This window comes from Vibrio sp. V08_P9A1T1, assembly GCF_963874405.1.
GTDB lineage: Bacteria > Pseudomonadota > Gammaproteobacteria > Enterobacterales > Vibrionaceae > Vibrio > Vibrio anguillarum.
Genome location: NZ_CAWNIB010000253.1, coordinates 1 through 21,206, shown reverse-complemented (window position 1 = coordinate 21,206; position 21,206 = coordinate 1). Strand labels below are relative to the sequence as shown.

Genomic DNA, 21,206 nt, shown 5'->3' with positions numbered 1-21,206 from the left:
CTATTTTTAGTTCTTCCGTCATGAACAAAATTGAAAAAATGTTTTCCCATGTAAAATGGGCTTGAGCCCTTGCGGCGCTTGGCTTTGTCTACACAAAAAGAGATCTCCACTTTACTAAACAGATCATCAAAAAACCTCACGAAAAATAAAACAAACTTTTAATTTCAATAAGTTAAAAATCAATACGTGATCTTTTGGGATCGTTGTTTTTCAATTTACTGAAAATAATTTCATTTATTGAAATTTTTAAACGCCCTTTTTACCCTTATTTTCTGCCCCTTTACAACTCCGCACGCCCCTTGCTATATAAGGCTTGGCGGTATGGTTTGCCCTTTTCGCTACAGCCTGATTTTTCGCAACTCAAAAACTGTAAAAAAAGTGATCGAAAAAGCGCGCAGGCGGGTGTAGAGGAGCGCGGATTCCGTCCGCGAGAGACTCCTTTACGTGGCGCTGTGCTGCCTGTTTCGGCTGTGGGTGCGTGATACGCGTTTTAGGTTGATGCGGGCATAAAGAAACGCAGCCGATTGGCTGCGTGTGTTGTGGTGGGTTTTGTGGCTAGCGTTTTATAGAATTGACCACTGCCCTGCAGAGCTGCCACTTGTTACGTTCGCTTTAGCATCTCTGTTAATCACTGTTTTCATCGCAGCCGCTATCGCTTCCATAAACGCATCGTTCATTTGATGGTCACCTTTAGTGATGAACCCTCTTGCCTCAAGTTCTTTGATTAACTCTGCTTTAGTCGCTTCTAATGTGACTGCCATTATTTACCTGCCTTAACTGTTGCCGATAAGTCTGAATGCGGCTTGCCTGTGAATGCGCAGATACAATCACCTTGCACTACGCCTTTGCCGCCGTTCATTGTGATTAAGTCAGCGGTAAAGCGCATGTTCTTTGCCGATGCTTCCCAGTCTTTCTCTATCACTTCTAGCCTGTTGCCCATTACTTTTAGTTTGTCGTCTTGCGCTATGACAATGTTTCTTAGCTTACCGATCACTTGAATCATTTCACCTGCGGTGGCTATGTGCATGTTGCCTAGGCTTCCTAGCTCGATGTTATCACCTGCTAATAACTCAATGGCTCCCAGTGCTTCGATTAGCTTTTTGCCTATGATGTTCTCTTTGCTGTGTTCGTCTACGCTTATGCTGTGTTGACCAAACTCGGCTTGGTATCTATCTGCCTTATCATGCTTTGCAAATGCGGCTTGGGTTTGGCTTTGGTCGGTTTTCTCGGTGGTGTTGCCTGCGGCATCAACACGGCGGCTTACTTCTTCGCGTTGCTGTTGAAGTTGTTCACCTGGGGCGATGGTTGGCAGCGCATATTCACGACCGTACATGCCGCGAATGATTGGCCTGTCGTTACGGCCATAGGCGAATGCGATTTCTACTAGCGTTCCTTCCAGTGGGTACGCTAACAAGCCTGACTCATGGCCGCTCATGTTAACCGGCAGCGGAACCGACCGATAAACAGGCACGGTGGCATCTGGCATCATGTTTTCATCTAACACTTGAACGTCAATTGCGTAACGTGGCCGGAATGGGTCAGCGGCTTGCCCTGCTTTTGCTGTGTCTCTTACTGCTTCTACTCTGCCAAACTTGGGCAAATGATAGCCTGCGGCCAGCTCTGGAAAGCTGTCTAATGTTTCACGCTTTTTTGCTGGCACTTCATTTTGTGATGAAAGCCAGTGCGCGGTCATTTCATCATCAAACAGTTCGATTTTTGTGATGCGATTGCCATTGACGGTTCGACCGGGGCGAATCATCGGGAACGGTATGAATGTAAAGCTGTTCGCGTTCTGCCTTGTACTGAATTCGCTTGGCACTGACATTGGCTTGTTGTAGAAGTGGCTGTCTTGATATGAACCAAAATAGATTTGTTGGTCTACGTCTTGAAACCACACGCAATCATCAATATTGAATGCTTTGGCTATTTGCTCTAAACATTGATAGCCGTCACCTTGGCTGACGAAATTCGGGATCACCGCTTTGGTGTAGTCCGCTTCGGGCAGTTTGAATTCTAAGCCAGTGAGATCACTTAACCGCTTGAGTATGTCTGCAATGGTTGGGTGTTCAATGCTCACAGTCCAACGTTGACTTAAAATACCTGCGTATTCCTTAACAACGATTTTTTGATAGCCATTTGGCGCAGGTTGTATTTTCTCGATGAACCCTTCAAACCATGGCGCGGTATTTTCTTGATAGCCGATATCAAAGCGCACCGCTTGGTTTTCTGCCAATAGCAGCTTTGATTTAATGACAAACACGGCTTTACTGCCAAGCGATAGCTTTAGGCTGACTTTGTTGCTTGTCAGCGCTACTTCTTCATTGGCAATAAACAGACGTTTGCTTAACTTCATTTTGCCGCCTCGTTATTGGCTTCTAGCGCTTGTTGCAGCCGTGTATTTTCGCGTTGCTCTGGCTTGGTTTGGTCTTTTGCGCGTTGTTCTTTTTGCTCTGCTACGCTGTTGTGCTCACGCAGCTTGAACGACACACGCCACGCCAGTGGGTTTTCTTGCTGTACTGCTGAGAATTTACCAACGAATTTCACGTTGCGAACTTTGAACGCGTTGGCTACATCGTTGACGACTCGGTAAATTTTGCGATCACCGCTTTCGTCTTTCGCGTTGCTCATGCTTTCTAGCAAAGTCAGCTTATCTAAGTCACGAAAGGCAATTAATCCCGATATATCAAGCATGGCAGCTTTTTCGCCTTGCTCTGAGTCGTCCGTGAATGACGATTGTCCGCTCATGTCTTGGCTTTTGAATTCTCGCTCAAAGCTGACCAGCACGTTTTTAATGCCGAATGTTATGCCGTCTAGTGCGAACATAGGCTAACTCCTAACAAAGTAAGTCCTCAAAAAATGCCAGCGGCTTATCACTTAACATCACACTGGCTAAGGTATGTTGATGATTATTTGGCGTACCCGCTTGAACTAATTGTGTTGCGATGCTTTCTGGCGTTCCGCTGAGGGCGAATGAATACACGCTGCCTTTTAGCTGCTTGAGTGCGTTTATCTGTGCGCTGACTTCACTCAGCTTTTCGCTGCGCTTGGCGGCTAATGCGCTGAGTTTGCCGATCACATTCGTGCTGTCACTGGCCAGTGATTCAAGGGTGGCGATTTGCGAACCTTGTAGCGCTAAGTAGTCACGCAACGGGGTGGCGTTGATATTTGCCGATGGCTTAAAGCGTGGCTGAATAATGGCCGCAGGCTGTTGAAACTTGTCGCGTTCATTAGTTGTCATAGCTTGCGCTTGCCTTGCCACTTGGCACCAATCCGGAAGGTTAAAGATACTGACTAGTTCGGAGAGTTGGCTTGCAAAACTCGTCATGCTTGATGCAGTTAACATGATTGCTACTGCGTAAACTTGGCCTTTTGGCCTATTGGTGTCGGAAAGGTCGCGCAGTTTGTTAGCTAATGTTTTTACGGCTGTTTGCGGGTTTAAGTACGCGCCTGAATCTAACTTGCTGCTCACTTGGAATTGATATGGGCTAACTGTCAGCACTGTGCCGTGATTAAGTAGCGATTGCAGATCACTACGCAACCCAAGCAGTGCTTGCGCCTCAGCACTTAATGAGTGACGCCCGAAATTGGCGTCACTGTTGAGTGGTGTTAAGCGGCTAACCGCCCCATTCATTACCGTGCCGACTTGGCTTGTGACCGCCTCAGCACTGGCTTGAATGGTTTGGGCGCTAGTTGGCCATGTTAGCGTTGAAGTTTGCCACATGGTTTAGGCCTCTGGCGGTGTCGGCCAAGGGTTATCGGATCGAATCTTTAGATACAAAGCGTTAGCTTGTAGTCGATATTCTTCCGCTTTAGCCTCGTCACCTTCAATTTCAAGCACGCTTGTTGCTTCGCTCCTTAGTCTGTCAACATCAAGATACAAATAAGCACGTCTATTAGTCACTTGCTGCACTTGCGCTTGATACTGATTTTGTAAGTTCGTCACCCATGCGTTATCAATCCACTCATCAAAACGAGTTTTGGGAACGTCTAGTGTGTAGTCGTCAGTGACTAGCGTTTTATCATCAAATTCTTTTTGCTTTGTGCAGTCTGCTTTGAGATAAGCGGTGACTTTTACTTGTCGCTCTTTTTTTACCCAAGTACCGTTTCTGTAATCACGTACTGGCTTGCTTGATTCGTCTAAGTAAGCCCAGTACTCGTTATCTTCTAGCACCGCATCATCTGGTAATGCGGTTGGAGTTTGATAAGGAGGAATAACAAAGCGGTCTGGATTCTTTATATCTTTCGTAGCTTCTCTAGTTCCAAGAAACTCGCCTGTCTTATGTGATGCGATGTATAAAATCATGCCGTTTCCCCATGAATGATGTAGAAGTTCAGAAATGAAGTGTTTACTTCTGTGTATTGACCAGTGCGAACTACTCGTGATGCATCAAAAGATGGGTCAAATTGTATATTAGAGCTAGGGGTCGTTGTTATTTCTTTATTCGTACCCACACCCTCCCAAAACAGCGCGCCAGAAGTAGTGCTACTACTGGAGAAGCCTACAAAATTACCAAGCTTCCCTGTGATATTCTGAATCCTGTCTTCAACAGTACTACCAGCCGCGCCAAACACCCCAGCAGAAGCCAAGTGTGGTTTAAGCGGGTAATTCGGCACAGTAAAGCGCAGGCCATCATCGCTAATACCGAAATTTGCCGCATATTCTTCTGGGTCAGCATCAATAAGAGCTTGAGCCACCATAATTGGTGTGTCTTGGACTAGGCTCATTAACTTTGGATAATCTGCTACTGCGTAGTCTGAGCCATCAGCTAGGAATGCTTTGGCGCGCATTGGAATGACTGTTGAGTCTGGGATAACTAAACCAACAAAGTCATCAACCATCAAGAAATCACCCAACCTCCCCTTCACCCGCCAATCAACAACTGAACCATCAGCATTAATTCCGGCGAGTTTGGCTACATAGTGCTTGCGGCCTGCTTCGTCTACATGGTCATTTAATGGGGTGGTTGAGACTTTAATCGTTAGCGTGTTTTCCCATGCTGACAGCGCGGTACCGTCTCGAACGACATCGATATAAATTCCGTTTGGTTTGGTGGTGATGGTTTGCAGCACTTCGCCGGAAAGTACGGCGCGCAGGCCACCGACATAAACCACCCCCGGTGTGATTTTGTATTTGTTCGGGTCGGCTTGCTGGGTTACGTCGAAGCCGTCTACAAATGCGGTGTGGCCGTAGTTGTCTAGGCAGGCTAGGCGCAAATCTTCATCCATACCTTTTAAACGGGCTTGGTAGTCAATTTGCCATGTTGCTGCATCTTGCGTTACGCCTGCGATTTGCGCGGCGTTGACGTACTCCATCATTAACGAACGAGTTAGCGTGCTGCCTAGTTCTTTGGTTTCTTCGGCCTTGTGCACCACCATTCCGCATGAATTGGGCACATTTTTATCACGCAAGTAAATGGCGTTGAAGGTGAATTCTTTGTCATTTTCGATGATCGTTGAATACACCAGCGCGTTATCGCCTAGCTTGCCTAGTTGGTCTATGTCTTGTTGGTGTACCCACGTGCCAACACTTGGTAAACCTTGGGTTAGGTCTATTGGCTGGCTTGGGTCTAAATCTGGAATGTTGGCGAATATCATTTCGTTCATATCAGGGGCTAGGCCAACGCTGATTTGGTTTTGCATGTATTTCGCGAACTCATTCGGGATTGCAGTTTGGCTCATTGGTTGCTCCCCATTGATGCTCTGAATAGTTGCTGGCTGTTCGACATTGCTGTCGGTTTAGTTGTCAGTGTTACGGCTTCTTTTTTCTCTGCTCCGAAAATGGCGAACGAGTGAGAAAACTCACCACTTCGCATGTGTACGGTTGCAGGGTATGTCACTTGGAAGCGATAGCGGCGGCAGGTTCTGCCGTATTGCTCTATGAGCACTTGCACTAGCTTGCTGTTCTGTGAAATGGCGCTGTCGGTTAGTTCGATGGTGCACACGTCCCATTCGATCACATCTTCACGTTCTTTGAATGCGACAATGCCAATACCCAACCTTTCAAAAATGCGCTTAAATCCTGCCACGCTGCCTGCATCTTTCGCGTTGATGGCCGCGAACTTTACGCGCTTGCGAAATAGCGTTAGCGGTTCGTTTTCAAAGCGGGTGATGTCTCTGTCCCACGCCATTAAATTAAGCAGCGATTCGCTACAGGTTAATGCGTCCATTTGGCGCAATGGGAATAACAGCCAAGCGCGAACCATTAGCCAGAAACTGAACACCCCTTTTGACAGAAAGTGCGGCTCTTTGAGTTCTTCGGCGGTTGTGCTGCCGTCTTGCCACCATGGAATGACCACTTCTGGCAGTTCTGGCGCGTTGTTGGGTTCGCTCATTACTCGGCCTCGATAACTGAAAGTGATTGTAAGCGTGGCTGCGCAAGTAGGCTCACGATGTCTTTTTGCACTTCACCATCAACGGTGATGCGGACTGATTCGACTTCAAGCATGTTGTTGTGAATTTCGGTGCCCAGCTCTGACACGCTAAAGCGGCTTTGCGGCCGTGCTCTGGTCATTTCTGGGTATGCTTCGGTTTCACGGAACGCGGCGCGAATTCTGTCTTCGACTTCTAGCAGTTCGTTAATTTTTGCCATTTCACTGGTGTTGTTCTTGAACACTACTTCAGCAATGACGACATGCTGAGTTTCGTACATTGCTTTGCATGTCAGCACGTCACCGTGGCCGTGGTGGCCTTGCGCCATAATGTGATCATTCAACTGGTCAAGTATTGGCTGTGGCGTTGGCCCTACTTCCATCACAATTAATGCGTTTGCGGTCGCGGGTGTGATGTGGCCTGTGTTTTCAAAGTAGATGTTGTCACTACGAATGCCCGCAACGCTTGAAATAATGGAGCGATACACATCATCAATGTGCCATTGGCCGGAACTGGTAAAGGCGTTTTGTAGGCGCAGCGCTAATTCTTCGTCGGTTTCTGGGTTTGCACCTAGGGTTGTTATCCATTCTGGCTCGTTCACGGCAGCGATGATGCCGGGGATCTCTTTTTGAATGATGTTGAAATAACCTGCTGGCAGGTTATAGGCTTGGCCCTCGCCCACGGCTTCGGTTAATACTTTGCCCGTTGCTTCACCTGCGTTTATCACGGTTTCTTCCAGCACTGCCGCTTCATAAACCACGCCATTAATGGGCAGGGTTTGGATGATGGCTCCGGCTTCTACGGTGACGGCATCGGCGGCATTGGCTTTGGTGAGTGTGATATACCCTTGGGCTTTTACTGCACCTTTGGGCGTGATGTTGTATTCCCATGCTTTTAGTTCTAATGCCCAACGCTGCGCGGTGCCAACGAACATGTTGGGCATAACGTAACCCGCGAGCAACACACGAATTAACCAGACGCAAGGCGTGACAACGGCGGCGCGAACCCAACGCCAAAACGGTGACATTTTAGAGTCGTTAGAGACTTCACTGCCTGCGCCTGTGACTTCGGTTTTTAGTTTGGCTTCGAACTCGTCTTCAGTAACCGGCACATCTGACTGAGCCAGAATGTCGATAAAGTCTGCGGTTGGTCTTTTACCGTTACTCATTTACGGGTACCTCGATGTTAATAGTGCCGCTGTAGTCGTAGGCTTGCGCGGTGAGTGTGATGTCACCTGCGTTCTGTTCGGTGGCGACTGCGGTACCGGGGATAATGCGCGTATCGCTTTCGGCTTTTTGTTCGATTTGTACTAACACGTCAGCGCGCAGAACTGGGTTACGTTCTGCAATTAACTTGCGCGCTAGGCCGCTTTCCATGATGTCGTGCTTTACGTCTTGGGCGATGCTGTATAAGTCGCTGCACTTTTGCGGCTGTTGGCCTGCGTCCATTTGCCAACCGCCGTCGATCACTTTGATGTCTATGTAGCGTTTATCCGGCATTGAGCTCATTCCATTCTTCAAGTTGGTCTGGTGTGAAGCCTTTGTCTGTCGTGATGTAAACATCACCATAGTTTTTGCTATTCACGGTTTGACGGCTTTGGGTGCTGTTGAGGTTTTGCACCATCGCAGGGTTTAGCGCGGGGGCGTTCTGTGGGTTTTTGTAGTCAATGACGGATGTGTCAGTGTTTTGCGCGGCGAATGTTTCCATGCTTGGGATGCTTGGCAGTTCTGGCGCGACGCTTGCTGCGGTTTGCGCGGCGTTCATTTCGGGTGCGGTTGGCATTTCTCCGGCGCGCCATTCGATATCAATGCCCGGTATCATGTTTAGCTTGTCGATCACCCAGTCGATGGTATCTACAAGGAACTTAAATACCGCAGTGTCACCAAATGAGGCTTTGAGATCATCCCACCAGTAAATCATTGCACCGACCGCCGCCACTAACGCGATAATTCCTGCAATCACCCATGTGATTGGGTTGGCCCACATGGCCGTATTCATTAACCATGTTGCGGCGGTCATTGCTAGCGTGCTAATGCGCAGCAGCTTTAACACCCCGTTTAATCCCGCCATGGTCACGGCCCAGCCGCCGGACATCATTTTAGCAATGCCCATAACGAGCGAGAGCGAAGCCACCACACCGCCAAGCGATAGCGCACCGATGGCGGCATAACCGAGGTATTCTGTTAGCAGTGGGTATTCACTGGTTAATGAAGTGAGCCACGTTAAGTTATCGGCAATGCTACCCGCTACGGCGTTAAATGCGGGCAGTACCATGCCGAACACGGCGGCACGAATAGCAAACCATGAGGCTTCAAGCCGTTGAGACTGGTCGACCATGGCTGCGGCCATTTCTTCGGCTTTGGTCATGCCTTTGATTTGGCCGAGTGCTTCCATGCTTGCGCCTAGCCCTTGCGTGTCGGCCATCAGCAATTTAATTAAGCTCACGGCCTCATCTGAACCGAAGGCTTTTTTAAGTTCGTCTGATTCTGCTACATCGAGCGTGTCGCCAAATTTGCCTTTTAACTTGTCGAGGATATCGAGCATTGGCAGCATTTTGCCTTGGCTATCGGTAAAGCCTAGGTTTAGTTTTTGCTGCGCGGCACCCACACCTGCCAAGAATGATTTGTATTTGGTACCCGCTTCACTGCCTGACATGGTGGCTTGCAAGGTTCCGAGGATCGCCATTTGCTCTGACATGGCGATGCCTGCCGATGTGGCGTTAGCGCCAACACTGGTAAAGGCACTGCTCATCTCTGAACCTGTGGTTTTAAACATTTGCACAGCACTGGCCGTCATACCCGCTACTTTTTCAACCCAAGCGCCCTTACCCATTTCTTCGGCTTGGTTTTTGAATATGCCGTACATGGTACCCATATAACTGGTAATGGTTCCCGTGTCGGCTTTGGTTGCAGCAGCTAGAACGCCGGATGCTTTGGTAAATTGGGAAAGCTCATTACCATCTAAGCCCGCAATAGCGGACTGAATATCGTAAGATGCGGCCACAAATTCAGTGGCCGACTTTCCGTATTTTGCTGAGAACTGCAAAGCGGTTTGTGATAATTGCTTTAAGGCTTCATCCGTTACACCAAGCGATTTCACTTCACCAATTTTACGGTCCATTTCAATGGCGGGCATTAATGCGTTTTGAATGGCGAAACCTGTGGCAACTAAACCGACACCACCTTTAGCAGCCTGTTCCATGCCTTTTTCGGCTGTTCCCATGGCTCCTTGGATTTCTTTGGTGATGCCCTGCAATGGTTTGGTGATTTGGTCAATCAAACCTATTTGCATGAGTAGTTTTTCATTCATCAGCGTTTCACCATTCTCAACGTTTAAAAAGTTTTTCTATTGCTGTGCCTACGGCTATTTCCATGCGCTCTTTTTCGTGCTTATCAAGCCACAAGGCGCGGGCTAGGTTTTGCGGGTCATCATCTTCGTTTGGGAAGTAATAACGCCGCAGGGCGAACGCTTGTTCTAAGCCGTTTTGTTCAATGCGTTCGACCTTGCTTTTTAGTTTTTTAGCGTGATGGTGATGCCGCCTTTCGAGGCTTCATGCACTTTGCTATGCAGCTCTACCGCTAAACCCGGAACGGTGTTTAATAGTTCAACCAGTTCAGCTTTTTTCTCACTTTCAACGGTGCGCTCTAAGTAAGTGCGCGCGGGTGCGACTTTGTTATCCGGCATGACTTCGTTGGTGTAGTTGTTGGCATCGTTCACGGTGGGTTTGAAAATGAACTCAAGGCCGTTGATTTCTACAGTGACGGGTTTGGTTGCGAATGCAGCTTTGCTCATTGTGTTTCTCTCTCTGTTTGTTGTTCGTGCTGTGCACGCCAAGTTAAGTAGTCTTCAATTTGTGAATCGCACTCGGTGAGTGCGTGTTTTAGTTTGGGAATGTCTTCGCTTATCACTTCTGGCCATGTGCCGATAACTGGCGGCTTATGGCAAGGGACTAACATTCCCGCAGGTGGCAGCTTTACTATCACCTGCGTTGAAACGGTTTCAGTAGGGCTCGCGCAAGCGGTCAGTAACAGTGCTAGGAATATGGCATTCAACGTTTGCCAACTGGGCTTTAAGTGTTGCCATGTCTGCATTGAGCTTTTCCTCTGCTTGTATCTGTTGCCGCTTGCGCTGCACTAACAGTTGGTTGGTTTGTTCGGCTTCGCCTTTTAGGATCCCGATGGTTTTTAAGTTGCTTTGGTTATCCGCTTGGGCTTTGGTTAGCTGTTCGTTCAATGCTTTTTGTTTGATTTGGCTTGCGTCTAGCTTTAGCCATAACACCCAAACCGCGACAAGCAAGGCGGCAACGCTTAGGGTTTTAATCCACTTCCATGCAGCGAGCATTTTCTAATCCCCTTCGAGTTACTAAGCCATCTAGGACAATGCCTTGTGACTTAACCCACTCCGAAATATGTCCGCATGCTTTTATAAATCGCCCGTCTCTAATTGCTTGGTATATTCGTGTGTATGATCCATCGTCATTCACACGAAACTTCGTACATCCAAAATTAAACACAAATGACGTAAACGCATCGAACTGGCCTTGATTCATTCGTCGCCCTGAATAACTTTCAGCCTCTGTGACGCATCTTTCAGCCTCTTTGATGTTCTTCACCCAATCTTTTGCGACCTGCTCAAGTGTCACCACTTGGTTTGGTACGCCATGAGTGTTACCAATTCCGTTTGTTTTTAAACCCGCAGGGCATCGATAAGGTTCTTGCCTGCATCCTTCGGCATTGCCAATCAGCTCTAAACCTTTAGGGCTAATGCGCAGTTCACCTAGGCTTTGCCCTTCGATCACCACTTGACCAACGGGTTTGATGAATTCGTCACCGTAAATGGCTGCGCCGCCAGTGACTAAGCCGCTCACCGCTGCGACTGAGCAAATGATTTTGTTAGCTAACTTCATTGAGAAATACTCCTTTTTCTCTGGCGATTTTCTGCATGGCTCTTTTGTGCCAAACGTTGGCCAGCAGCGCCCCCACACCGATTAAAATCGATACGAGGAAGTACCATTGTTCTAGTGTCATGGAACTGAGCAAAACGCCCGTTCCTGACATAAAATACGCGACATAACTTGTAAGCCTGTCGTACCAATCTGACATTTGATTCACTCCTTTCTTGCTTGGCATGGAGTGCAATACAGGCAACCTTTTATGGCTTCTCTTCTTGCCTGCGGGATTTCTTGATCACACTCAAGGCAATGGGTTCGGCTTTGGCGAAGGGCATTACCTGCCCTTGCCAGTTGGTTGGCCAGTGCCACTTGTTGGAATTTGGCTTCCGTATCGCTTGCGACATCTATTACATCCGCCATGGTTATCCTTAGCTGATTAGGCCGCGAGTATCTTCTTTAGTGAGATACGGCACGCCATTGATGCGAACAAACAGCGGGCTAGTAACAAAGCCTTTTAGTTTGCGAGTTGATTTATCGGCGCTTTCTGGGTCAATGCCGATGATGTCGGACAGCACGAATTTGACACCGAACAGTTCGATTTTGTCTTCGTCTACGCCGTTGTTGGCGTAAAACAACATATCGTCGGGCTTGATGCCTCGGTAACTTCCTGCGGCTTTCGCGGCTTTGTGAACTTTTTTGAACTGACTAAGGTCGAGTTCTAGCTCTACATCACAGCCGACTTTCCCGTCTACATAGTCGTCAGTAATTCCACGTGTATAAGCGACTTGCGATTCATCGTTGATGGTTGCGGTCGCGCTTTTTACGTGCACAAACTCACCGAACAATGTTGTGTCGAAGCTGCGGCCTGAGAAACGGCTCATGATGTTGCCCCCTGTTTAATTGAAATGGCGATGGTGATTTTTACGGGGCATTCGTAAGGCTGAACGCTCATGTAAATTTCTACTTCTTCAGTGCTTACCCATTTGATATCGATGTCGCCATCTTCAGGCGGGTAGATTTCACCCGGCACACCCGTTAGGGCCATTTGGCGTAAGTCTTGCGTGAAGTAGAGTTTTGCCGCGGCGATGCTGCCTGGCGTTGAGTTCAATGTGCGATCACCGATTCGAGCGATACCGCGAATGCGAACTTTACGGGCGGCTTTCATGGCGACGCGAATATGGCGGATGTCTTGGTAGTCACCACCGGGCACATCAAGCGTGCGGCCTGTTGTCCAATATTGACCGGGATAATCTGGGTACCACATAGGCACGGCGATGCGGTTTGATTCCAAGGCGCGCAGGGTTGCTAAGTCTAACGTTTTGCCTGCGCTGTCTTTTGCTAGCTCGGTGTTGCCTAACACGCTGCCTGTTTTCACACGCGCTGGTGAGTCAGCTATTGATACTTCTTGGTTGGCTAAACGGCCTGCGTATTTGCCAAGGGTGGTGCCATCAGCATGGACGTTTGGCACAACGGTGATGTATTCGCTTGCCACGTCTTTGGGGATGTTAACAATAGCAGCTAACCACTGTTCCCATGTTTGTTCTGCGGTGACGGCTGGCAGTTGGCAGATCACCCCAACTTCACGGCCTAACTGGTTTTTCAGTTCGGTGCGAACGGTGACGGCATCTTCAATCATGGCTTTGGTTTCGCAGTCGAAGCCAAGCACAACCATTTCAAAGCTGGATACTTCGTTAGCTTTGTGAATGGCGTCTTGCCAGTTGTCGGCCTCGTCTAAGATCATCACGCCCGCTGTCCATTCACTTTTGCCGTTAAGTTGGGCGGCGGTGATGGTGGCTAACCCTTCTGGGTTGGCGGCGGCGAGTTTATCGGCTAGGTCGGTGGTTGAGTCGACCATGATTAGGTTACGTTCAGCGCCATCTGGAACGGTGCCGTAAATAACGAAGAGAAAGTGATATTCAACCCCGGCAATGGGGCCGTTCATCAAGTTCAAGATTTTTATAATAACGGTTGGCCATGCCATGTTAGTTGCTCCTGTTTCGTTGCATTTCGCGTTTGATGATCATTGCCACTCGTTTTGGGCTAACGCCTATCAATCGCCGTTCTGGTCTGCCTACTTCCCAACTTCGTGCTGGAGTTTTGTTTTCCAACTCTTGAATGGTTTTGGCCGCTTCGCCTAACTTCATGTTTTCAATAATCCATTTAAGCGTTGGTTTCTTGCCTCGCTTTTGTCGGCCTTGCGGCTGTAAGCGGAAATTTAAGTCACGCAGTGCTTTGGCTTGTTCGCGCGTGGCTGGGTCGTTCTTGTTTGGCTCTTTGTTCTTTTTGGCTTGGCGCTTTCTTGCACTTAGCCCGCTTTCTTGCCCAATACCGTGGTGATGTTGATAAGCGACAGAGCCACGCGCAGAAGGCCAACCAACCAACAAGGTTTTGTTGTCGTCTTTTTGAAAGTGCTTTAGCTTTTTGGTGAAGCCTTTGAGCATTTTCCCGCGCCCTTTCTGGCGTTTTTTCCACTGGTTCCCTTCTGGGTCACGGTTAGCACGTATGTTTTTACGCGTGGTTTTAGTCACTGCTGCGCCTAGCTTTTTGAGCATTCGTTGGCGCGTTTTTCTATCAAGCGTAAGTAATTTAATTTGCTCGATGGTTCGTAAGTAACTGCGTTCGTCAGCGCTAATTCGAATCATCTGATCACCACGTCACGTAGATGCTCTGCAACCCAAATTTCGTACTGGGCTATTTTCCAGCGCTTACCTTGCCAGTAGATATCCCCTTCAGGGTCTTCAACGACTTTGATGGGTTCTTCAAACATGACTTGGATGATCACTTCTGCGCTGCTTTCGTCTTCGACTACTACGTCAATGCTTGGGTCTTTGAGTTCGCCTAGTTGTTCTTCTCGTTCTTGGTCGTAGTCCATTAGCCATGCGCCAACGTTGGCGAACAGTACAGCTGGGTCGTACTTTTTGAACGGTAGGCGGTCTATGTAGAATTCAGCCATATAGCGTTGCTGTGCGATGTCGATGCCGTTGCCCATATTGCGCGGCATTAACACAAGCTCGATGTCGCTCATTTCAACTTCTAAGCGTTTGGCTATTTGCTCGCCCAAGCATTTATCGATGTGCAGCTTTAGCGCGCGCATTTTCTGGCCGACTTGGTATGTGCTCATATCAGCTCCATTGATGAGCGTTTTAGCCCTTGCATGTGGCGGATGATTCGAGCGGATTCGGCTAACAGTTCGTTTTTGATTTCGGCACTGCGTTCTGCCAAGTGATCACCTTCTTTCTTTTGGTGAACGGTTGAGAAATCTGGCAGTAGGTCGGCTTTTGCTCGAGCAAAGACAGCGGCCTGATATTGAATGACGACGCGGTTTTTATTGCCGATGTATGGGAACGCTTGGATTTCTTCAGCGTTGTTGATGCCCTCGGCCATGTAGCTGGCTTTGAGCATTTCCAGTTCAAGGTTGACGGATGCAATAGCATTGGCGACAGCGTGTGCGATGCGTTCATCGTCTTGCGCGGCGGGTGTTCCGCGCATGCGCTCAAAATCACCAGCATTGACGTTTGGCCAAAAGCCATCGTTGGTGATTTCGGTTTCTTGGTAGCTGTCGGTTGATGCTGTGAACATTCTTCACCCTTTTAAAATGTGCGCCTCTAGCCACTGGGTCGACGGTTAACAATGAACCACAAAGGTTATTGCAACCTCGCCAGCCGAGGCGCGGCGGCGTAGGAGTCGGTTAAAGGTTTTTGCCTTCGTCCAATGCGTTAATCCGCATCTGAATTTTGTCGATTTGGGTTTTCACCCCTATCTTTGGGTTCTTTTCGTGGGCTTTAAGCAGCAACGCCATTGACGCTTCTAGTTGCTCTTTGTCACCCACTTGGCTTGGCTGTGGTGCACCTTTTTCGTTTAGCAACAGGCAATAACCTGCGAACTTGTACCACTTGGCTTCCACTTTTTCGTTAAGCTCCCACTCGCCATCAATTAACTTGAAGACTTGCGAGAAATACGGCTCAACTGAACGGCCATGTTCTTGTTGTTTGGTTGCCCACTCTAAAACGAAGTCAGCGCATACCGTTGGCCAGTTCCGCTTGAAGTTTTCAGGGGTTGGCAAATCGTGCTCAATGGCTTTTAGGCACCAAGCGATTGCGGTTTCTAATTCTTCAATGTCGAACAGCCACACGATCAAATCTTGGAAGATTGGGTTTTGATAGCGCTCGCCCGCTTCCAAGTACGCTTCTGCCACTGGCTTGTATTTTGGAATAAGCACTTCGCGTTTGTGGTTTACCTTCTGCGCGATTTGAACAAAGCTTTTTAGGGCTTTTTTGTCTTGCTCAAATTCGATTAAGCGCAGGTGTAAGCTGTCCAAACTTGCAGTGGCATCGTGCGCCACTGCGGGTTTGGTTTGCTTGGCTTTTAACAGTGCATCGCGCTGCTGTTTAAGTGGGCTAACCATGTTCAATCACCTTTCTAAGCTGCGGGTGCTTCGGCGATAGTGACCGATTCGATAGCCGCGAACATATCTAAGTCACCTACGGCATAACCTTCCATGCGTAAGTAGGAGTTTTCGAATTGCTTGCGGTCTTCTTCGTTTTTCGCTTTGCGCCACTGCGTTCCTTTTTGCGTGAGCACTTGCAGGTTTTTCAAGCTTGTTACCCACATTGCATCGGCTGGGAAGAATGGCGGCGTGTACGCTGTCATACCTGCGATTGATTTCGCCAATTGCTGCGCGGCTTTGTGCTCGGTCGGTTTATCAGCGGCTTGCAGTAAGCGGTGCTGTTCGAACGTCACTAAGTCGGTACCGACAATGACAACCAGATCAGGTGATGATTGATACACTTCATGGATCACGGTGCGTTTTAAGTCGTTCGCTAGTGCATCCAAGTTTTTGTAAGAACCTTCGGTGGCTCCGGTTGGGTCGAGAATGGCAGAGGCAAGCACTTGCTCGGCTTTTTTCTCTTTTGCGAGTTTTAGCCAACCTTTGTTGACATCTTGGCCGAGTGGGTTTGCTTCTGGGTCGGTAGTTTCGGCAATTGAAGTGCCGTTGAAGCCAATTTTTAAAACGTCTAACGCTACGTTACGCGTCATGGCGGCGTTCATTAACTTGGTGAACTCGCCCACGTTGCCGGAGTTCGCCCATTGGGTGAGCAGTTCCCACGTGATGGTTGCGCACGAGTCGGTTTCTACTAGCTGGTAAGTGTTGCCACCCATACCTAGCGCTGCGCGGAAGCGATCACCTTTTTTACGACCAGTCAGTAGCTTGCCTGTGCCGACATCAACGACTTGGCCTTGAATTTGGTCTACCGACAGCATGGAGATCATTTTCAAGAATGAATCTGATTCCATGATGGCTTGACGTAGCTTGGTTTCGATAGGCGGCGCAATAGAGAATTTATTGGTTACGTCCACACCTTCGACAGCGGCAGCTTTAGCAACGGCAACGCTATATAGCTGTAAGAATTTAACGGCTTGATTACTTAGGCTCATTATTACAATGCCTCCACTGTTAGGTCGCCTGCGCCTTCTTCTGGCGGACGTTGGCCACTGGTTTCACCAGATAACGCGTTGAATTTGCTATCTAGCCCTTTTTGTTGGTTAGCGATTTGACCTAGCTGCTCAGTCAACGTTCTGAATTGCTCGGCAGTGATACCCGTTGCGGTTTCTTCACCAGAGGTTTCACCAGTTGTTTCTTCGCCTGCTTCGGTTGAGGTTTGATTGGTTGAGAAAGTGTTGAATTTCTCTTCCAGTTCGCTTTGCTTAGTGCCGATGTTGCTAATTGCAGTCATCATTTCACTGAACTGTTCTTTGTTCATTGGTTCTTCGTCCTCTGGCTGAGAGTCGTTTGTGTGTTGCTCTGGCAGCTTCCCACCAGTTCGGAATAGTTTGGCGAGTGCTTCAAGGGTTGAGGCAAATAGGGTTTCTCGGCTTTCAGTTTGGTTTTCACTGGATACTGCATAAAAACCGCTTAGGTCGATTTCTTCTAAAGCGTCCGCTTGTAATGCGGTTTCTTCACCTTTGCGGCGTGAGAATTTGAGTTGCGTTGTACCTGTGGATGCTGGGGAGTCAGTCGCAGCTAGGCCCATTAAATAACAACGCCCCTCGCCCTTGTAATCGGGATCTGGTTCTATCGAGGTAAAGAGCTTTTGCCCTTCTTTGTTTGCATCAAGCAGGTACTGGTTGGCGGTAATTTTGGCGAATAGGCGTAATTTGTCGTCTAACACTTCGGCTTTTAGTTCTTCAACTACGCCCCAGTTCTTACCTTCAAACGGAGCCCATGAACTACGCCAGTGTTCAGGCCAAACAAGTGCGGTGTATTCGTCTTTTGAATACAGCGCGGCCATGTCGTTTATCCATGGCTTGGTAATTTTGCGGCCGTCTATGGTGCTGCCTTCTGTGGCGATGACAACCCAATCACTGGTTTTTGACATAGTTATTGGTACCCGTTTTTACGTTATTACTTCGATTTGTGGCAAACATACGCCTTTGATTTCGTGCTTTCAGCTTGTTTAGTTCGGGTCAATTCGGATATGAGCAAAACTGGAATTTCGAGGAATTTTGGTAGGCGAATCATGGGGTTTTGGCGGCGTATTATTCGGGCATGGCATACTCCCCTGAAATACGACAAGCCGCCCGAGCCCTTTATTTAAAGGCTTGGACGCCAAGCGAAATCGCTACTGAATTGAAGCTAGGTAATGAACGAATTGTTTATTATTGGGCTGATAAATTCGGTTGGCGCGATATGTTGCGCGAACAAACGGTTGATGAAGCTATTTCAAACCGCATTCAAACGCTGCTTGAACTTCAAGAGCCCACCAAGAATCAGCTTGATATGTTGGATAGGCTCATCGGCCACCATGCGAAGCTGAAGAAACAGCGTGCACTTGAAAAGCAGCAAGGTGATCAACCGCTACATAATGAAAGTGGTAAGCCCGATTCTAGCCGTGGTAAACAAAACGGCCATTCGCACGGCAATAGTGGTAAAGGTTCTGGCCACAATGGCAAACTTCCGGAAAAGCGTGGTAAGAAACAGAAGAATGATGTTAGCGAACTAACCGAAGAATGCTTCAAGCTTTGGCATGATTCGCTGTTTAAATATCAAGTTGTGATGCGTGAAAACTTGCATCAGCGCATTCGTAATATTCTTAAATCTCGCCAAATTGGTGCTACTTATTACTTTAGTGGTGAAGCGTTAGAAAACGCGATTCTGACTGGCGATAATCAAATATTCCTTTCGGCTTCTCGCGCTCAAGCGGAAGTGTTCCGGCGCTATATTATTGCGATAGCGAAAGAGTTTTTAGACCTGGAGTTATCCGGCAACCCGATCACCCTATCGAATGGCGCTGAACTGCATTTCCTTTCTACCAATGGCAAAACAGCGCAGAGCTACCACGGCCATGTGTACGTGGATGAATATTTTTGGATAGGCAAGTTTGATGAGTTGAATAAAGTCGCTTCGGCGATGGCGACTCATAAGAAATGGCGTAAGACGTACTTTTCTACCCCTTCGACCAAAATGCACCAAGCCTACCCTTTTTGGACGGGTGATAAATGGCGCGGCGGCAAAGACACCCGCAAGAATATTGAATTCCCCACGTTTGAAGAGTACCGCGACGGTGGCCGTTTATGCCCAGATAGGCAATGGCGCTATGTGGTTACGATTGTAGATGCGGCGAACGGCGGCTGTGAGCTGTTTGATATTGATGAACTGCGCGAAGAGTACAGCGAAACCGACTTCGATAACTTGTTTATGTGTGTGTTCGTTGACGGTGCAAGTTCTATCTTCCAGTTCAACAAGATCACCAAATGCATGGTGGATGTGGCGCACTGGCAGGACTTCGACCCACGCAAGGCGCGACCATTTGGCAACCGTGAGGTGTGGCTAGGCTATGACCCTTCTCGGTCACGCGACAATGCGGTGTTGATGGTGGTTGCCCCACCTGTTTTGGAAGGTGAAAAGTTCCGTGTGCTTGAAAAGCATTCTTGGCGCGGCTTGAGCTTTCAACACCAATCGAGCGAGATAAGCAAAGTGTTCAAGCGTTACAACGTTACTTATTTAGGTATTGATGTAACGGGCATTGGTGCAGGGGTTTATGACCTGCTGCATAAAAAGCACCCACGCGAGGCGGTGGCGATTCATTATTCCAATGAAAACAAAAACCGCCTTGTAATGAAAATGATTGATGTAATTGAAGGTGAGCGTTTGCAGTTTGATGCCGAATATAAAGAAACGGCGATGGCTTTCATGGCGATTAAGCGCATGTCGACCAATAGCGGCAATATGATGACGTTCAAAGCCGACCGCAGTGAACTGGTTGGCCATGCGGATGACTTTTGGGCGCTTTCGCATGCGTTAGTGAACGAGCCCCTTGATTACAACAACCCCACTAAATCGACATGGGACATGGCAGCATGACCGAACAAAACACGACACACCACGTAACCAATAAAGATGATGGCGAAAAGTCTTCCATGGTTGAGTTTTCCGCTATTCCTGAGTCGGTCGATAGTAGCAATTGGATGACTCAATATTGTGAGCTGATGTACAACGATGGCGACAACTATTGGGAGCCGCCTATCTCGTTAAAGGGCTTGGCTGACATTGCGAACGCTAACGCTTACCACGGTTCTATTCTAAAAGCGCGGGCTAACTATGTTTCGGCGCGTTTTGCGGGTGGCGGCAATATTGCCGATCACTTACTGAACCGGGCGTGTTGGGATTACTTCGGCTTGGGTATGGGCGCGTTTTTAATTTTGCGTAATGGCTTTAAACAACCGATTGGTTTACACCCGTTACCGATGATGCATATGCGCAAGCGTAAGAACGGTGACTTTGTGCAGTTGTTACGCGACTATGAATTTAAAGACTATCGCGCGGAAGATGTGATTTTCATTAGCCAGTATGACCCACAACAACAAGTTTATGGCCTGCCGGATTACCTTGGCAGCTTGCAAAGCAGCTTATTGAATAAAGACGCAACCATGTTTAGACGCGCGTACTACAAGAACGGCGCGCACATGGGTTATATCTTTTATTCTAGAGACCCCAATATAAGCGCAGAAGATGAGAAAGCGATTAAAGATGCGATGCGTAATTCACGCGGCCCCGGCAACTTTCGCAGCATGTATGTGAACATCCCCAATGGCGAAGAGAAAGGCATTCAATTGATTCCGGTTGGCGACATTTCAACTAAAGATGAGTTTGAGCGCATCAAGAATATTACTGCGCAGGATATTTTTGTCGGCCACCGCTTCCCCCAAGGCATGGGCGGCATGACTACGCAAGTGGGCGCGAATGTGCCGGACCCGATCAAGGTGAGCACGGTTTATGACAAGTATGAAGTGGTACCCGTTTGTAAGCTGTTTATGAAAGCGGTAAACGAGCACCCAGAAATAAGCAAGTACAAGCATTTGCACTTGAATTTTGATTTAACGATTGGTTACGACGCGGCTTAATTTTTAGCAATAACGGAGATAGTGTAATGAACTTGGTTAATTCTTCTAATGATCAATCTCGGGTGGTTTCTCATGGCTTATCTAAAGCGTTTGAGACAACTATCCCGATCACTGAACTGACGGAAAAGAAATATATTTTTTGTCAGCATGGCAGCAATGGCCGTGTCTTTTTGGTTCCCAAGCTAAACGGCGTACCTGTCGCGGCCACTGGCGGCGTGGTTGTTACGGCTCGGCTTGGTGGTGTTGATGAAGCCATTCCCAGCGGTGAGGTTGATTTAGCACAATGCTTTCCCGCGGCTTATGAGAAACCTCGTTGGGGTGGCCTTGCTTCCCACGTTGGCGTAATTGCGGCGGGTGAAATTACGGGCGCGGATGAGATTACGTTTATTGTGGAGCGTTACTGATGCGTGATTTTCCTGATGATGAGGTGATCACTGCGGTTGGCGCATCTTCTGGTTTGCGTGGTTTTCCTTTTGATGAGAGCTTGTATTTAAAGCCAAGGTTCGCTCCGTTTTTTGATGGTTTAGCGCAATATGTTCAGTTG

The 21,206-nt window shown here is 48.2% G+C and carries 27 protein-coding genes and 1 pseudogene; 3 read left to right on the top strand and 25 right to left on the bottom strand.

Annotated elements, in window-relative coordinates; all coding sequences use genetic code 11:
• Positions 1-563 precede the first annotated feature (563 nt).
• The 25 genes and pseudogenes from AACT21_RS11205 to AACT21_RS11090 form a co-directional block, all read right to left on the bottom strand.
• Positions 564-761 (bottom strand): hypothetical protein, encoded by a 198-nt coding sequence (locus tag AACT21_RS11205; protein ID WP_094164595.1) that lies wholly within the window; start codon positions 759-761, stop codon positions 564-566.
• Complete coding sequence (locus AACT21_RS11200) at positions 761-2,353, bottom strand: hypothetical protein (RefSeq protein WP_094164594.1); 1,593 nt, start codon at positions 2,351-2,353, stop codon at positions 761-763. Before AACT21_RS11200 ends, AACT21_RS11205 begins: the two co-directional genes overlap by 1 nt.
• Positions 2,350-2,823, bottom strand: a complete 474-nt coding sequence (locus AACT21_RS11195) for a baseplate complex protein (RefSeq protein ID WP_094164593.1) — start codon at positions 2,821-2,823, stop codon at positions 2,350-2,352. The genes AACT21_RS11200 and AACT21_RS11195 overlap by 4 nt, the downstream gene beginning before the upstream one ends.
• Positions 2,824-2,833: 10 nt before the next feature.
• Positions 2,834-3,721, bottom strand: coding sequence for a hypothetical protein (locus AACT21_RS11190; RefSeq protein WP_094164592.1), 888 nt, complete (start codon positions 3,719-3,721; stop codon positions 2,834-2,836).
• Positions 3,722-3,724: 3 nt separating this feature from the next.
• Positions 3,725-4,303, bottom strand: a complete 579-nt coding sequence (locus AACT21_RS11185) for a hypothetical protein (protein ID WP_094164591.1) — start codon at positions 4,301-4,303, stop codon at positions 3,725-3,727.
• 557 nt (positions 4,304-4,860) lie between these two features.
• Positions 4,861-5,679, bottom strand: a pseudogene (locus tag AACT21_RS11180) (phage tail-collar fiber domain-containing protein); the annotation flags it as partial.
• The gene (locus tag AACT21_RS11175; RefSeq protein WP_094164589.1) at positions 5,676-6,332 is read right to left on the bottom strand and encodes a phage tail protein; all 657 of its coding nucleotides are present in this window, start codon (positions 6,330-6,332) and stop codon (positions 5,676-5,678) included. The gene AACT21_RS11175 and the pseudogene AACT21_RS11180, both read right to left, overlap by 4 nt.
• A complete protein-coding gene (locus AACT21_RS11170; protein WP_094164588.1) occupies positions 6,332-7,537 on the bottom strand; it encodes a baseplate J/gp47 family protein in 1,206 nt (401 codons plus the stop codon). Before AACT21_RS11170 ends, AACT21_RS11175 begins: the two co-directional genes overlap by 1 nt.
• Positions 7,530-7,868: a DUF2590 family protein gene (locus AACT21_RS11165; RefSeq protein WP_094150637.1), complete on the bottom strand. Its 339-nt coding sequence runs from the start codon at positions 7,866-7,868 to the stop codon at positions 7,530-7,532. Before AACT21_RS11165 ends, AACT21_RS11170 begins: the two co-directional genes overlap by 8 nt.
• Positions 7,858-9,678, bottom strand: a complete 1,821-nt coding sequence (locus AACT21_RS11160; RefSeq protein WP_094164587.1) for a phage tail tape measure protein — start codon at positions 9,676-9,678, stop codon at positions 7,858-7,860. The genes AACT21_RS11165 and AACT21_RS11160 overlap by 11 nt, the downstream gene beginning before the upstream one ends.
• Positions 9,679-9,694: 16 nt before the next feature.
• Positions 9,695-9,829, bottom strand: a complete 135-nt coding sequence (locus AACT21_RS16710; RefSeq protein WP_445285941.1) for a DUF6890 family protein — start codon at positions 9,827-9,829, stop codon at positions 9,695-9,697.
• A 50-nt stretch (positions 9,830-9,879) separates the two neighbouring features.
• Positions 9,880-10,161, bottom strand: coding sequence for a putative phage tail assembly chaperone (locus AACT21_RS11155; protein ID WP_094164586.1), 282 nt, complete (start codon positions 10,159-10,161; stop codon positions 9,880-9,882).
• Positions 10,158-10,352 (bottom strand): Rz1-like lysis system protein LysC, encoded by a 195-nt coding sequence (gene lysC / locus AACT21_RS11150; RefSeq protein WP_217898748.1) that lies wholly within the window; start codon positions 10,350-10,352, stop codon positions 10,158-10,160. The genes AACT21_RS11155 and lysC overlap by 4 nt, the downstream gene beginning before the upstream one ends.
• Positions 10,353-10,368: 16 nt before the next feature.
• Positions 10,369-10,710, bottom strand: a complete 342-nt coding sequence (locus tag AACT21_RS11145; RefSeq protein ID WP_094164585.1) for a hypothetical protein — start codon at positions 10,708-10,710, stop codon at positions 10,369-10,371.
• Positions 10,685-11,275, bottom strand: a complete 591-nt coding sequence (locus AACT21_RS11140) for a lysozyme (protein ID WP_094164584.1) — start codon at positions 11,273-11,275, stop codon at positions 10,685-10,687. Before AACT21_RS11140 ends, AACT21_RS11145 begins: the two co-directional genes overlap by 26 nt.
• Positions 11,262-11,471 carry an HP1 family phage holin gene (locus tag AACT21_RS11135; RefSeq protein ID WP_094164583.1) on the bottom strand — a complete coding sequence of 70 codons (210 nt, stop codon included), beginning with the start codon at positions 11,469-11,471 and terminating at the stop codon, positions 11,262-11,264. Before AACT21_RS11135 ends, AACT21_RS11140 begins: the two co-directional genes overlap by 14 nt.
• A 5-nt stretch (positions 11,472-11,476) precedes the next feature.
• Positions 11,477-11,680, bottom strand: a complete 204-nt coding sequence (locus AACT21_RS11130; protein ID WP_094150660.1) for a TraR/DksA C4-type zinc finger protein — start codon at positions 11,678-11,680, stop codon at positions 11,477-11,479.
• 8 nt (positions 11,681-11,688) lie between these two features.
• Positions 11,689-12,141 carry a phage protein gene (locus tag AACT21_RS11125; protein ID WP_094150672.1) on the bottom strand — a complete coding sequence of 151 codons (453 nt, stop codon included), beginning with the start codon at positions 12,139-12,141 and terminating at the stop codon, positions 11,689-11,691.
• The gene (locus AACT21_RS11120) at positions 12,138-13,241 is read right to left on the bottom strand and encodes a DUF2586 domain-containing protein (protein WP_094164582.1); all 1,104 of its coding nucleotides are present in this window, start codon (positions 13,239-13,241) and stop codon (positions 12,138-12,140) included. Before AACT21_RS11120 ends, AACT21_RS11125 begins: the two co-directional genes overlap by 4 nt.
• Position 13,242: 1 nt before the next feature.
• Positions 13,243-13,902: a phage virion morphogenesis protein gene (locus AACT21_RS11115; protein ID WP_094164581.1), complete on the bottom strand. Its 660-nt coding sequence runs from the start codon at positions 13,900-13,902 to the stop codon at positions 13,243-13,245.
• Positions 13,899-14,381 carry a phage tail protein gene (locus AACT21_RS11110; protein WP_094164580.1) on the bottom strand — a complete coding sequence of 161 codons (483 nt, stop codon included), beginning with the start codon at positions 14,379-14,381 and terminating at the stop codon, positions 13,899-13,901. The genes AACT21_RS11115 and AACT21_RS11110 overlap by 4 nt, the downstream gene beginning before the upstream one ends.
• Positions 14,378-14,839, bottom strand: coding sequence for a head completion/stabilization protein (locus AACT21_RS11105; RefSeq protein ID WP_094164579.1), 462 nt, complete (start codon positions 14,837-14,839; stop codon positions 14,378-14,380). The genes AACT21_RS11110 and AACT21_RS11105 overlap by 4 nt, the downstream gene beginning before the upstream one ends.
• Before the next feature lie 109 nt (positions 14,840-14,948).
• Positions 14,949-15,665 (bottom strand): phage terminase small subunit, encoded by a 717-nt coding sequence (locus AACT21_RS11100; protein WP_094164578.1) that lies wholly within the window; start codon positions 15,663-15,665, stop codon positions 14,949-14,951.
• A 14-nt stretch (positions 15,666-15,679) separates the two neighbouring features.
• Complete coding sequence (locus AACT21_RS11095; protein WP_094164577.1) at positions 15,680-16,696, bottom strand: phage major capsid protein, P2 family; 1,017 nt, start codon at positions 16,694-16,696, stop codon at positions 15,680-15,682.
• 2 nt (positions 16,697-16,698) lie between these two features.
• Positions 16,699-17,637, bottom strand: a complete 939-nt coding sequence (locus AACT21_RS11090; protein WP_094164576.1) for a GPO family capsid scaffolding protein — start codon at positions 17,635-17,637, stop codon at positions 16,699-16,701.
• 170 nt (positions 17,638-17,807) lie between these two features.
• On the opposite strand from AACT21_RS11090, the gene AACT21_RS11085 reads away from it, so the two are divergent.
• The 3 genes from AACT21_RS11085 to AACT21_RS11075 are packed head-to-tail and all read left to right on the top strand — an operon-like array spanning position 17,808 to position 21,066.
• Positions 17,808-19,622, top strand: coding sequence for a terminase large subunit domain-containing protein (locus AACT21_RS11085; RefSeq protein ID WP_094164575.1), 1,815 nt, complete (start codon positions 17,808-17,810; stop codon positions 19,620-19,622).
• Positions 19,619-20,662: a phage portal protein gene (locus AACT21_RS11080; protein WP_094164574.1), complete on the top strand. Its 1,044-nt coding sequence runs from the start codon at positions 19,619-19,621 to the stop codon at positions 20,660-20,662. Before AACT21_RS11085 ends, AACT21_RS11080 begins: the two co-directional genes overlap by 4 nt.
• A 26-nt stretch (positions 20,663-20,688) precedes the next feature.
• Positions 20,689-21,066, top strand: a complete 378-nt coding sequence (locus AACT21_RS11075; RefSeq protein ID WP_094164573.1) for a hypothetical protein — start codon at positions 20,689-20,691, stop codon at positions 21,064-21,066.
• Positions 21,067-21,206: the final 140 nt, after the last annotated feature.

Coding starts and splice junctions, on each gene's coding strand:
- AACT21_RS11115 (WP_094164581.1), bottom strand. CDS start 13,902: ATGATTCGAATTAGCGCTGACGAACGCAGTTACTTACGAACCATCGAG.
- AACT21_RS11155 (WP_094164586.1), bottom strand. CDS start 10,161: ATGAGCAAAGCTGCATTCGCAACCAAACCCGTCACTGTAGAAATCAAC.
- AACT21_RS11105 (WP_094164579.1), bottom strand. CDS start 14,839: ATGTTCACAGCATCAACCGACAGCTACCAAGAAACCGAAATCACCAAC.
- AACT21_RS11090 (WP_094164576.1), bottom strand. CDS start 17,637: ATGTCAAAAACCAGTGATTGGGTTGTCATCGCCACAGAAGGCAGCACC.
- AACT21_RS11120 (WP_094164582.1), bottom strand. CDS start 13,241: ATGGCATGGCCAACCGTTATTATAAAAATCTTGAACTTGATGAACGGC.
- AACT21_RS11110 (WP_094164580.1), bottom strand. CDS start 14,381: ATGAGCACATACCAAGTCGGCCAGAAAATGCGCGCGCTAAAGCTGCAC.
- AACT21_RS11095 (WP_094164577.1), bottom strand. CDS start 16,696: ATGAGCCTAAGTAATCAAGCCGTTAAATTCTTACAGCTATATAGCGTT.
- AACT21_RS11130 (WP_094150660.1), bottom strand. CDS start 11,680: ATGGCGGATGTAATAGATGTCGCAAGCGATACGGAAGCCAAATTCCAA.
- AACT21_RS11200 (WP_094164594.1), bottom strand. CDS start 2,353: ATGAAGTTAAGCAAACGTCTGTTTATTGCCAATGAAGAAGTAGCGCTG.
- AACT21_RS11175 (WP_094164589.1), bottom strand. CDS start 6,332: ATGAGCGAACCCAACAACGCGCCAGAACTGCCAGAAGTGGTCATTCCA.
- AACT21_RS11195 (WP_094164593.1), bottom strand. CDS start 2,823: ATGTTCGCACTAGACGGCATAACATTCGGCATTAAAAACGTGCTGGTC.
- AACT21_RS11125 (WP_094150672.1), bottom strand. CDS start 12,141: ATGAGCCGTTTCTCAGGCCGCAGCTTCGACACAACATTGTTCGGTGAG.
- AACT21_RS11140 (WP_094164584.1), bottom strand. CDS start 11,275: ATGAAGTTAGCTAACAAAATCATTTGCTCAGTCGCAGCGGTGAGCGGC.
- AACT21_RS11135 (WP_094164583.1), bottom strand. CDS start 11,471: ATGTCAGATTGGTACGACAGGCTTACAAGTTATGTCGCGTATTTTATG.
- AACT21_RS11075 (WP_094164573.1), top strand. CDS start 20,689: ATGAACTTGGTTAATTCTTCTAATGATCAATCTCGGGTGGTTTCTCAT.
- AACT21_RS11205 (WP_094164595.1), bottom strand. CDS start 761: ATGGCAGTCACATTAGAAGCGACTAAAGCAGAGTTAATCAAAGAACTT.
- AACT21_RS11085 (WP_094164575.1), top strand. CDS start 17,808: ATGGCATACTCCCCTGAAATACGACAAGCCGCCCGAGCCCTTTATTTA.
- AACT21_RS11160 (WP_094164587.1), bottom strand. CDS start 9,678: ATGAATGAAAAACTACTCATGCAAATAGGTTTGATTGACCAAATCACC.
- AACT21_RS11190 (WP_094164592.1), bottom strand. CDS start 3,721: ATGTGGCAAACTTCAACGCTAACATGGCCAACTAGCGCCCAAACCATT.
- AACT21_RS11165 (WP_094150637.1), bottom strand. CDS start 7,868: ATGCCGGATAAACGCTACATAGACATCAAAGTGATCGACGGCGGTTGG.
- AACT21_RS11185 (WP_094164591.1), bottom strand. CDS start 4,303: ATGATTTTATACATCGCATCACATAAGACAGGCGAGTTTCTTGGAACT.
- AACT21_RS11170 (WP_094164588.1), bottom strand. CDS start 7,537: ATGAGTAACGGTAAAAGACCAACCGCAGACTTTATCGACATTCTGGCT.
- AACT21_RS11080 (WP_094164574.1), top strand. CDS start 19,619: ATGACCGAACAAAACACGACACACCACGTAACCAATAAAGATGATGGC.
- AACT21_RS11145 (WP_094164585.1), bottom strand. CDS start 10,710: ATGCTCGCTGCATGGAAGTGGATTAAAACCCTAAGCGTTGCCGCCTTG.
- AACT21_RS11100 (WP_094164578.1), bottom strand. CDS start 15,665: ATGGTTAGCCCACTTAAACAGCAGCGCGATGCACTGTTAAAAGCCAAG.